The organism is Verrucomicrobiota bacterium (assembly GCA_016871535.1).
Classification (GTDB): domain Bacteria; phylum Verrucomicrobiota; class Verrucomicrobiia; order Limisphaerales; family SIBE01; genus VHCZ01.
In genome coordinates this window covers 1-11,308 of sequence record VHCZ01000202.1, presented here as the reverse complement: position 1 = coordinate 11,308, position 11,308 = coordinate 1, and the positions used below count along the sequence as shown (strand labels likewise).

The following is an 11,308-nucleotide window of genomic DNA, read 5'->3' as shown; positions in this document are numbered from 1 at the left end:
TGTCCCTCTTTGATCACGACCGCTTCGGAGTGCAGCGCGACCGTTGGGCAAATGTGCCGCGGGATCCCGTAAAGACAATCGCCAACCGCAAACTTCCCGGCGTCGGGTGTTTCCAGAACGAGGTGTTCTTCGCTGTGGACCACGGCAGTCGCGTCGGGCAGTCCAAAGAATTGCACGCGTGGATGAGGATTCTCGGCCGCGATGGCTTTGTGGCCCAGGTCCAGGCAAAGCCGATTCGTTCCGGGCTTGCTAATCACGCGCGTCAGAACCAGCGCGGCGGGCAGAAAGTCGAGATCGGGAAGTTTGTTCAAGTAGCTGACGTCCCAGAAGATCGTTGTCCCGGGGCTGCACTCAACGTCCGGTCGCCGGGCGTGAATCGCGAACGTGGGAGTGCCTCCGGCAACGACTCTCGGCACAGGGAGGCCGAGTTGCTCCAGATTGCGCCGGAGGTCGCTGGCCGGCGCGAAGGCCGCTTCGCAAACAGCCATGCGCTCTTTCAGATCGGTGTTTTGAATGTGGCCGTCGTAAACGTGCAGACCGCCCGCTTTCAGACCGGGCGAACTTGAAATCAAACGGTAGAGTTCGACGGCTTTCGGTCCGGCCGCGACGCCTGTTCGCCCCATGCCGCAATCGATGTCCAACAGCACATCCAAAGAAAGCTTGGCGGCTAAACAAACTTGGGAAAGGGCACGGATCGCCTCGGCGTCGTCCGCGACGGCGGAAAATTTCGTTGCCGGAAAGGATTGCGCAAGCTGAACGAGCCGGCGCGCATTCGGGCCGACCGGCTGATAAGCCAGCATGGCGTCCTCAGCGCCGCAACTCGCGACCATTTCCAGCTCGGCAATCGTGGCGCATTTGAACTTCGTTATCCCGGCCGCCCGCTGCATGCGGATAATCTCCGCCAGTTTGTGCGTCTTGACGTGCGGCCGCAGGCGCTTGACGCCGCCGGCAATGTGGATCATGCGCCGGATGTTTTCCTCGGCCCGGTCGAGATAGACGAGGAGGGCAGGGGAGGGGAGGTCGGCGGCGTTCTTGACGAGGTGCCAGGGGCGGTTGGATTGCGTCATGCGTAATTCGTAAAACGTGAAACGTAATGCGTGATACGTGACACTTGACACGTGGCACTTGACACGCGACGTGACCCGAAGTCGTCAGTCTATCTCGAAGATGGCTTCGATTTCGACGGCGACGTTGTTGGGGAGCGCGTTCATGCCGACGGCGCTGCGCGCGCCTTTGCCTCGCTTGATACCTGGCACGTGGCACACCTTGCCTGTCTACCTCATTCGATCTCGAAGATCACTTCGATTTCCACCGCAATGTTGCCGGGCAGAGAACCCATGCCCACGGCGCTGCGCGCGCCGACGCCGGTGTCTGTTCCAAAGACTTCAGCAAAGAGCTCGCTGCAACCGTTGATCACAGCCGGATGCTCCTGGAAATCCGCCGTGGCGTTCACCATGCCGAGGGTCTTGATGACGCGTTTGACGCGGTCCAAGCTGCCGAGGTGTTCGCGCACGCTCGCCAGAATCGCGAGACCCACCTGGCGCGCCGCGAGTTTGCCGCCCTGGAGGTCGAGGTCCTGGCCGACGCGGCCCTTGATCATGGTTTTGTCCGGTTTGAGCGGGCCGTGGCCGGAGACGTAAGCCAGGTTCCCAATGAGGACTACGGGTTTGTACACGCCGGCGGGTTTGGGCGCGGGCGGCAGTTCGAGTTTGAGTTCGGCGATGCGGGCTTCAGCATTCATGGCGGTTAGCTTTCAGTGGTCGTCACTCAGATGGCAAGGCTTTTTGTATCCGTTAACGACGGTGGAGCGACGCTCCTGCGGAGCTTTTCTTCGATGGCATTGGCTCGGCAGGAGACTCGCCCCGCCTTAACGACTTTAACTGAGGGGATACTCCCTCAATCAACAGTAGTGGGGCCGCGGTGAGGGGGAAGGTGACGCCGTATTATAACCAATTTACCAAATAATAGCGATTTAACGATTTGATCGTGTAACGCTGCAACGGGTGAACGCGTGAACGGAATTCCCACTTGCAAGGCGAAAGGTGAGCTTCAACACTCTCCCGCGCATGGGCGAAACTTCCTCCGGCGCCGGTGAGGACGCGTGTCACGGCACAATTCCCCAGGGCGCGACGCCGCTTGTTTCAAGACATCCGCTCGACTGGTTCCGCGTCTTCGGTCCGGGCGCGGTCATTGCTTCGCTGACCATCGGAGCGGGCGAACTCATCTTTTCCTCCCGCAGCGGCGCGTTGTTCGGATATCGGTTGCTGTGGTTCTTCGCGTTAATCCTGCTCTTCAAGTGGGCACTGGTGTTCGCCTGCGCGAGGCACATGGTCCTGACGGGCGCGCATCCGTTTCAGCGCTGGATGGAGATGGCAGGTCCGCGCGGCTGGCTGCCTTTGGTCTTTTTGCTCCTGGCTTTGCTTTGTTTTCCGATCTGGGTTTGCTTCCACGCCGGCACGGTGGGCACGCTGTTGTCCTGGCTCACAGGCACGGACGGCCTTCTCCATGGCACGGCATACTTGCTGTGGGGAATCGCGGTTTTGGGCTTCGTCTTGCTTTTGATTTTCACCGGAGGCTACGCGCGCCTGGAGCGAATTCAGATTACCATCACGATCCTGATGGTGGTGGCTGTGGCGGTTTCTCTTTTCTGGTTGAACCCGGACTGGCTCGAACTGGCCAAAGGCTTTTTGTGGCCCAGGCCCTTTGATTACCCGCCGTGGGTTTCCGCCTATCCTGACATCAAGGCGCGGCCTGTCTGGGTCGAGACGGTCACGTATGTGGGAGTCATCGGCGGGTCCGGCTACGATTACCTGGCGTATGCGTCGTATCTGCGCGACAAGGGCTGGGGTCAGGCGGGGCGCGGGATGGCCGATGAACGGTTGCTGCAAGCCATGGCGAAAGATCCCGCTCATCCAAACCGCCGGTGGGTGCGGGCCTGCCGGCTCGATTGCACGCTGAGTTTTCTGGCGGTGCTGGTGTTCACAGTGGTTTTTGTCGCTTGCGGCGCGATTGTTCTTGGGCCGCAGGAGAAGGTTCCGAGCGGAACGAATTTGCTGGCGTTGCAGGCCGAATTCGTGACGCCGATTTATCCGTGGCTGAAGTGGGTCTATTTTGCGGGGGCCTTCCTGGCGATGTTCGGGACGCTGTACGGCACGATTGAAGTGGCGCCTACGGTTCTCAGAGAACTCGTGGCGGCAGCCAAGGTAGGGCAGGCTTCCAGCCTGCCCAGGCCGACGTCAGCCACCGACACTCAGACTGGCAGGCAGGAGGCCTGCCCTACCTTTCAGATGCGTTCAACGCCAGCTTCCCAGAGCGATGAGAACCCAAGAGAGACTAGTGCTCGATGTCGCCTAGGGGCCGTGTGGTGGTGCGGTTTGGGCGGCGTGCTGCTTCTGGCGGGAAGCTTCGCTTATGCCTTCGTCACCGAGGTGAAGGCACCGCCCGGCCTGGTGGCCTTGCTCACGCCGGCCAATCTGTTCACCGGGGTTTTGGCGTGCGGATTGATCTGCCTCTTGAATTGTTGGATGGACCGGCGTTTCTTGCCTTCCGGGTTGCGAATGAGCCAGCCGCTCCGCGCGCTCAATTGGGTCGCTGGAGTTCTCTTTCTTTTCCTCGGCTTCAAAGGCTACTGGGACCACGGCGGCTGGAGACCTTGGGCCATTCTGATGGGGACGCTGGGCGCCGGCTGGGTCGCCGCGTATTTGTGGAATTCCGGATTGAAATCCCAGGAGAATTCTTCGGCGCGGTCTGATGAGTCTGAATGAACGGAGAATAGAATTGAGTCCGAAGCCGTGATAAGATAGAGAAGTCAGCCCAGAGCGCGGACAGTCGCGGCTGCACCAACTGGCGCGAGCCATGAGAAACCTTCCACTCAACGAATCCAGAGGCCGTTGAGATGTTGACGCTGTTCACCAACCCTTCCGCCCGCGATTGCAGCGGCGTTTCCCGGCGCGACTTCATCCGGATCGGAGCCATGGGCCTGGGCGGCTTCAGTCTGCCGGGGATGCTCGCGAGCAAGGCCGCCACCGCGGCTTCCGAGCGTGACTTCCTCAAAGATAAATCGGTGGTCCTCCTCTTCCTGGCGGGCGGCGCCAGCCATATCGAAACGTTCGACCCGCACATAGACGCGCCGCAGGAAATCCGCAGCGTCACCGGCGAAGTGGCCACGACGATTGCGGGCGTCACTTTCGGCGGCACGTTTCCCCGCCTCGCGAAGCTCGCGCGCAAGATGGCCGTCGTGCGCTCCTTTCGCCACACGATCACCGATCATCCGAAAGCGATCCAGCACGTCCTGACCGCCGGACATCCGGCGCAGGTGAGCATGGGATCGATCTACACCCGGTTTCGCGGGACGAACCATGCCGCGACGGGATTGCCGGCCTACATGACTCTGTTGGCTCCGGAAATCGATCCGCAGTACCTGAAAGAAAAGGATCGCGTCTGGATTGGATCAGGGCCCGGGTCGCTGGGGCCAACTTACACACCCTTCGATCCCAGTGGCGGCGGGCCGATGATCAAGAACCTGGAGTTGAACATTTCCCGCGAACGCTTCCTCAGCCGTCATTCGCTGCTCGGCGCGTTGGATCAATTGAACCGCCGCATCGATGCCAGCGGGATGATCGCGGCGCTGGATCAATACGAACAACAGGCGCTCGATATGATCCTTCGCGGAGCGGGCAGCGCGTTCGATTTGTCGCAAGAGAATCCACGCCTGATCGAGCGTTACGACACGAGCCGGTATCAGGTCGGCAAAAAGCTTTTCCGCGCCTGCACGCTGGGCAAGCAGATGCTGCTGGCGCGACGGCTGTGCGAAGCGGGCTGCGGTTTTGTCACGGTGCAATCCGCGGGTTGGGACATGCACGCGGACATCAACAATCCGGGCATGGTGGCCGGTATGGAGATGCTCGGCCATCCGCTCGATCAGGCGGTCTCCGCTTTTTTGGAAGACGTCGAGGCGCGCGGGTTGAGCGAGAAGATTTTGCTGGTCATCACCGGCGACTTCGGACGGACGCCGAAGATCAACAACCGCGGCGGGCGCGATCACTGGGCAAACCTCGGCACGCTGGCGTTCGCCGGGGGTGGCTTGAAAATGGGGCAAGTCGTGGGACGATCCGACCGCCACGCCGCTGAGCCGGCTTCCGATCCGATCACCCCTGAACATTTGCTGGCGACGATCATGCACGCGCTTTTTGACGTGGGAAAACTTCGTGTCCAGCCGGCGATGCCTCGCGATCTCCTCGCCTTTGTCGAGCAGGTCGAACCAATCCACGAGCTGATTTAGTTCGGGCGGGATCCATCTCGTTGGGGAGCGCACGCGTCTTCGCGGTGATCAACCGACGTGTGCCGAGTCAAAGTGGGTGGAACGGGCTACCAGCCCGTTTTCGGCGGCAACTTGCCGCCGAAAATTGCGGCAGGCTGGTAGCCTGCCGCAACAGGCCAGTGGCCTGTTCCACCCAAAAGGCATTCTCAAACGCGCTCTTAGCCTACACTAGGCCGAATTGCTTCATCTTTCGGCGCAGAAATTTCGCGGATTCCGCGATGTCAGCAACACCGGTCGCCGGATCGGGACCATCCTCGATCGAAATCCAACCTTTGAAGCCGGCATCTTTCAATATCGAGAAGATGCGATCGTAATCGTTCAATCCGCGCCCGATCACGCCGTGCCTGAGAATGCTGGCGTAGCCGGTCTGCGGTTGGGCCTCGATTCGGCGCAAGTCTTCCAACGTGCCGCCCTCGAAGTAACGGTCGCTGGCGTGCATGGTTTTCACGCGGTGCTTCACGGCTTCCAGCAATTGGATGGGGTCGTCCCCGGCAATGATCGCATTCGAAGGATCATAATTGACGCCGAACCATTCCGTCTCGCCGATGCTGGAGACGAGTGCCAGAAACGCGTCCATGCGCTGGGCGAATTCGGGGTAGTCCCAGTAGCCGTCCTTGTAGTGATTCTCGATGATCAAAACGATCCGCTGCTCGGCCGCAAAAGGCACGAGTTCCTCGATGCACTCGCGCACCCAGCGCAACCCTTGATCGGGTCGCACATCCGGCCGGCGTTGACCGGAGAGCACGCGGCAGAACTTCCCGCCCAAACCGGAGATGGCCCGAATCGCGCGCTTCTGCTTTTCGATTTCCTCCTTCCGCTCCGGCAGCGTGGGTTTGGTGAAGTCGGACGAATAGCACATCATCGGAATGGAGCGTTGCTGTTTCTCGACGCGTTGGCGAAGGCGTTCCCATTCGCGGGGATTCTCCGGCGGCGTGAAGCCCCAATAGAATTCGAGCCCGTCCACGTCGAATTGCGCGGAGAGGTCGATCCACTGGTCCACGGACATCTCCCGCGTCACGCACAAGGCGTCGAGGAAACATTTGGGGAACGCGGAAAGGGGCATCAGATGAATGACGAAGGTCTAATGACGAATGGCGAAGGAATGTCGAATGAAAAAGTGCGAATCGAGGCGCCAGTGCATCCACGAGTTTGTCGGTGATCGCCGTCCACGTAGCGCAGAGTTGCACTCTGCTGTATCGCAGATTTGGAATCTGCGGCACGCCGGCCCATCCGGTGCGGTCGGGTGAGTTGGTCGCGCAGCCGACTACAAGTCGGCGATACGGCAGATTGAAAATCTGCGCGACGCTTCAGCGCCAATTTGTGGATGCGCCGGCGCCGCGCTGGACCTGGTTCGGCATTCGTCATTGGCCATTCTTTCGTCATTCGGAATCAGTCATTAGTCATTTCCGAAGTCAGTTCGGCTTGAGGACCGCTTTGACATACTCGCCCGCGTGCATTTTCTCGAAGCACTCTTCCCATTCCTGAAGCGGCGCGACGCGGTTGATGACGAGATCCAGGTTGATCTGCCCGGAAGCGATCATGGACAGGACGCGTTCCCACACGGGCCAGTTGTGCGAGAAGCTCCCTTGCAGCGTCACAGCCTTTTGCACGAGCGGATCCAGATTGAACCCGAGTGGCTGCGGCCCCCAGCCGATTTTGATGATTTGCCCGGCCGGGCGGACAGTTTGCATCGCCAGTTGCATCGTCGCGGACACGCCTGCGGCATCGATCACGACATCGACTCCCAGGCCGTCGCCCAGTTGCTTCACATAATCCACCACGCCTCCCTCCAGCGCGGCATCAGCGCCAAGCTGGCGGGCGACCGCGAGCCGCCTGGCGTCCGCGGGCAATCCACAGACGATCAAATGCCCGGCGCCGCTGAGCTTCGCCATCATCGCGCACAAGAGGCCGATTGGCCCCGGACCGATGACCAGCACGTGATCGCCGGGCCGGACATGCCCGTTCACACAAACGGCGTTGTAGGCCACGGCGCATGGCTCGGTCAGCGCGGCTTTGTCGAAGTCCAGGCTGCTCAGGATGAAGTGGAGGCAACGCTCCGGGACGCACACGAATTGCGTCATGGCGCCATCCACGCCGTAGCCGAATCCCAGGCGGGTTGGGTCGAGATTGTAGAGCCCGCGCCGCGTGTAGGGAGAGCGTTCGTCGATCACGGCGGCGGTTTCACTCACGACGCGGTCGCCTTCCTGGAAGGCTTTCACTTCCGGCCCGGTTTGCACGATGGTGCCGCCGAATTCGTGGCCGAGGATGCAGGGATAATTGACCTTCCAACTGAGGCTGCCGAGCCACTGGTGCAAATCACTCCCGCAAATGCTCACCGCTTCCACTTTGAGCAAAACATCCCTGGCGCCGATTTTCGGAATGGGCACCTCGCGCAGTTCGACGCTGTGCGGAGCCACCGAGTAATTCACCAATCCCGGCATGATCGATTTCATACGTCTCCAGGAAGAAGATTGAAGTGCAGTTTCAAGTGTCTTCGCTTCTCGAATCGTCCGTTGGTTTCACCGTCGAACGATTCTCTTTGATTCACCGCCGACCGGCACGTCGCCATACGCATGAACTTTGGCGCAGATTTCTTTCAGAACGGCTTCGACATTGCCGCCGGCGGTTTGAAACGAATGGGCGTCGATGGCGAGCGGCGCGCCGATCACCACCAGCGGGGCGCCGTATTGGGGTGTTTCGATGGCCTGTTGAATCGATAGCCCGCCCACCGCTTGCACGGGGACCTTCACCGCTTCCACGACATCCCGCAATCGGTCGAGCGGACTGGGGGCCGGTTGGCCCCGCTTGCGGCGCACGTTGCGAAAATCGTAGCCGATATGATGAATGACGTAATGGCAGCCCGCGTCCTCCAACAGCCTGGCGCCGGCGACGGGATCCGGCATGACCATGTTGTCGCCCATGACTTCGATCCCGAAATCGCGGCTCGCCTGCACGACCAACTCGACCGTCTCCCGATGCGCCTGCCCCATCACGACGACTTGCGTGGCGCCCGCCTTGGCCATGAGTTCAGCTTCGAGCCAGCCGCCGTCCATGGTTTTAAGGTCGGCGACGATGGGGGTTTCAGGAAACGCGCGGCGCAGTTCGCGCACGCCGTTCATGCCCTCGGCGATGATGAGCGGCGTTCCAGCCTCGAGCCAATCCACGCCCGCGCGTAACGCCATCGCGGCGGTCTCCAGCGCTTCCGGGATGCTCGTGAGATCCAGGGAAATTTGGACGATGGGTTTCATCTCATCAGGAAGACCGCTGTCGTGCCTGCCAAGCACACGAAAAAGACACTAAAGGCTAAAGGGACGGGAGGCTGCTGGAGTTCACTTGCGGGATGCAGCTCGTCCATCTTGTCTGACGTTGCGGTTCCGTGTGTTGCGTGTGTCTCGTGGGCTCCAATTGAGTTGGCCAGGTTCATTCGGGTTCAGCGAATTCGGTTGCGGCGCCGCGCATCGTGTGGAGAGCTTGTAGCGAGGCATCGATCAAAAGCCAGCAGATTTGCGCATCCGGTGGAATCTCTCGTCACCTCTACGCGACCGGTTCGAACTGTCCGTCGCGCACGAGGAGAAGCCTGAGATCGATGACGCGGTTTGTCCGCTTCCCATGAGCCAGACGGTAGGGCGAGCCTGTCCCCAGCGAGCCGCTTCGGACGTGTTCCACGCACGTCGAGCGGCTCGCCGGGACGGACTCGCCCTACCGGCTTCATGGTGCAGATCAGAAAGGAACAGGCCGCTTCCCATGAAGCGGGTAGGAACGTGTTCCACGCACGTCGAGCGGCTCGCCGGGACGGACTCGCCCTACCGGCTTCATGGTGCAGATCAGAAAGGAACAGGCCGCTTCCCATGAAGCGGGTAGGAACGCGTTTCACCGCGTCCCTGGAATCTGTTTCGCTTGATGGTTCAAAAAAGTCAGGGACGGAGTGGAATCCACTGCTGTCCAGGTTCACGGGCCTTGAGCACGTCTGCAAGGAACACGAAGCTGTCCTTGAGCCAAGGAAGATAGCGCGGGCCTCTTTCTGAGTGTTCGGGACAATTCGGATCATCCAGGGAATCCCTGTGCGGGTGATCGAGGAATCCGGACACAGCGAGATCACCGGCACGCGGGTGCGACCCGCAACCTGCAACACCTGATGCGAGGCCGCGCCCCCTGGCGGCGCGATGATGACGTCCACCGCGTCATCCAGCGCGAGCGCCGAGGCTTCATCGCCTTCGGTGCCCCATTGGCCTGGGCGCCCACGGATGACGAGTTCGACGCGGTGGTCCGGTGTGCTATTGGCGAGTTCCACACCCAGCGTTGCGCCTTGCTGCAAGCAAGTGACCTCCGGTTCGTCCGGTGGCGTCAGAAGTCCGATTCGGAGGGAAGCCGCGGTCTCCTCGCCCCCGTGTAGCTGGACTCTGGCCGCGAGCAGCAGGAAGACGCAGGTAAGAACGTGCCTGAGCCCGATTCGAATTCTGCTAATGGTAGGGCGAGCCTGTCCCCAGCGAGCCGACTCCGACGTGTTGCAGTCACGTCGAGCGGCTCGCCGGGACGGACTCGCCCCACCGAGTTCATGGGGTGAGAGCATGGTTCTGAAACCAAGCAGGCTTCCCATGAACCGTCTCTTCGGACCGTGGCCTTTAGGCCGCTTCAACGCTCGACTGCGGAGGGTGCGCGGAAGCCGCCTCAGACATCCTGATGCCGTGGAAATTACCTGACGTTCCTGGGGTACCGGCATCCCCTTTCCCCTCACCCTGGCCCTCTCCCCAAGGAGAGGGAAGAACGCCCGCCGTCTTAGTTCTTTCGCAAGCGCTTTGGCAGATTCCTGCAACGGCGACCCATCCTCTCTCCCCAAGGGAGAGGGCGGCGGTGAGGGGGAAAGCAGGCCACAGTGAAACGATCGTTCCCAGATAGCCGAGGACATCCTGGTCTTTGAATTCCACGGCGATGTTCGCCGCGCTGCCCCATTGGGGTGGGTCTTCGCGATAGATCAGCCCGAACGGGAGATTCCCCGGCTTAAGGGTCTGTGCAAAAATAACTTCCGGTTTTGGCGGGAGCGCCGCCTGGCCGGATGCAAGGCGCGAGGAGGGAGCATCCCCGTTTTGGGGCTGTGACCGACGAGCAACGCTGCAGCCGGCCAGGCGCCGCCCCGCCCCGGAGGGCTGGGGCGATTTCGCTTTCTGGCTTCGTTTCTCCTCAGTCGCAGAGCCCTGGCGGATCCGGATAATCGCGGCCCGGCCCGCGGAAGGGCAATCGCGTGGTCCAGTACCGGTAGTGCGGCCCAACGCCGCGAAAGGGGATCATCTCCGGCGGGGAAAACTGGTGAACAAAACCAAGTCCCGCACACGAGGTGACATCTTCAAACAGGTCTTTCGGGCCGGCCACCACGACCGGTGTGATGCTGGGAGTTTCAACAGCGTTGCCAGGCGGGGGCAGCGGTGACGTTCGGTGAGGCCGCGGTCGGGCGAAGACCGCCAGCAGGACAAGTAAACCAAGAAACGCCGCAAATCCTGCAATGGCGAGTGGATTCCTGGGAGCAATCATCGCGGCGGCTACAAGCCCAGGCAAGCTGAGCCCAGTCGCCGCCCCACGCCTCCACGCCGATTGGCCAGGTCTCACCGTTTCTTGGCCGCACCGTGACGACGCACGCGGCCGCTCCCGAGGAACGCGTCAGGAGTCGAGACGTTTCTTCTCCCTGTCCTCCTCAAAAAAGGAGGAGACAGCCAGGGAGAGGAGGTTGCTTTAGAGGAATCCCCTCTCTCCGGCTCTCTCCCCACTCCTTCCTCGCGGGGAGAGAGAGGAAAACGAGGCGAGCGTTTTTGATGCCGAACACAGTCGGCCTGTGCTAACCAACCTCGATTTTCAGACACATCACTAGCCCTGCAACAAGCGTGATTATTGGCTTGAAAAAAGAAAAAAGCTCGAAATGCCCGTCAATATTGGTTGAAATATGTTTGTTCAAGAACAGCTAACAACCAACAAAAGGTCATTTCGAGTGAGCAGAAC

The 11,308-nt window shown here is 60.8% G+C and carries 8 protein-coding genes and 1 pseudogene; 2 read left to right on the top strand and 7 right to left on the bottom strand.

Annotation, left to right across the window (positions count from 1 at the left end):
• The 3 genes and pseudogenes from FJ398_20735 to FJ398_20725 all read right to left on the bottom strand — a co-directional run.
• The coding region (locus tag FJ398_20735; GenBank protein ID MBM3840340.1) for a D-TA family PLP-dependent enzyme at positions 1–1,067 on the bottom strand (1,067 nt) is incomplete at its 3' end.
• Between the two features lie 84 nt (positions 1,068–1,151).
• A pseudogene (locus FJ398_20730) lies at positions 1,152–1,238 on the bottom strand (RidA family protein).
• Positions 1,239–1,279: 41 nt separating this feature from the next.
• A complete protein-coding gene (locus FJ398_20725) occupies positions 1,280–1,741 on the bottom strand; it encodes a RidA family protein (protein MBM3840339.1) in 462 nt (153 codons plus the stop codon).
• Positions 1,742–2,066: 325 nt separating this feature from the next.
• Here FJ398_20725 and FJ398_20720 point away from each other — a divergent pair, with 325 nt between their 5' ends.
• Together FJ398_20720 and FJ398_20715 are read left to right on the top strand one after the other, a co-directional pair.
• Positions 2,067–3,764 (top strand): divalent metal cation transporter, encoded by a 1,698-nt coding sequence (locus tag FJ398_20720; protein MBM3840338.1) that lies wholly within the window; start codon positions 2,067–2,069, stop codon positions 3,762–3,764.
• A gap of 131 nt (positions 3,765–3,895) precedes the next feature.
• Complete coding sequence (locus FJ398_20715) at positions 3,896–5,281, top strand: DUF1501 domain-containing protein (GenBank protein ID MBM3840337.1); 1,386 nt, start codon at positions 3,896–3,898, stop codon at positions 5,279–5,281.
• A gap of 202 nt (positions 5,282–5,483) precedes the next feature.
• On the opposite strand, the gene FJ398_20710 is transcribed toward FJ398_20715, so the two are convergent.
• The 4 genes from FJ398_20710 to FJ398_20695 all read right to left on the bottom strand — a co-directional run bounded on the left by FJ398_20710 (position 5,484) and on the right by FJ398_20695 (position 9,890).
• Entirely contained in the window at positions 5,484–6,383 is a 900-nt protein-coding gene (locus tag FJ398_20710; protein ID MBM3840336.1) for a sugar phosphate isomerase/epimerase, read from the bottom strand.
• Positions 6,384–6,732: 349 nt separating this feature from the next.
• Positions 6,733–7,773, bottom strand: a complete 1,041-nt coding sequence (locus FJ398_20705) for a zinc-binding dehydrogenase (protein ID MBM3840335.1) — start codon at positions 7,771–7,773, stop codon at positions 6,733–6,735.
• Between the two features lie 66 nt (positions 7,774–7,839).
• Entirely contained in the window at positions 7,840–8,568 is a 729-nt protein-coding gene (locus tag FJ398_20700) for a D-arabino 3-hexulose 6-phosphate aldehyde lyase (GenBank protein ID MBM3840334.1), read from the bottom strand.
• A gap of 182 nt (positions 8,569–8,750) precedes the next feature.
• Positions 8,751–9,890: an amino acid ABC transporter substrate-binding protein gene (locus tag FJ398_20695; GenBank protein MBM3840333.1), complete on the bottom strand. Its 1,140-nt coding sequence runs from the start codon at positions 9,888–9,890 to the stop codon at positions 8,751–8,753.
• Positions 9,891–11,308: the final 1,418 nt, after the last annotated feature.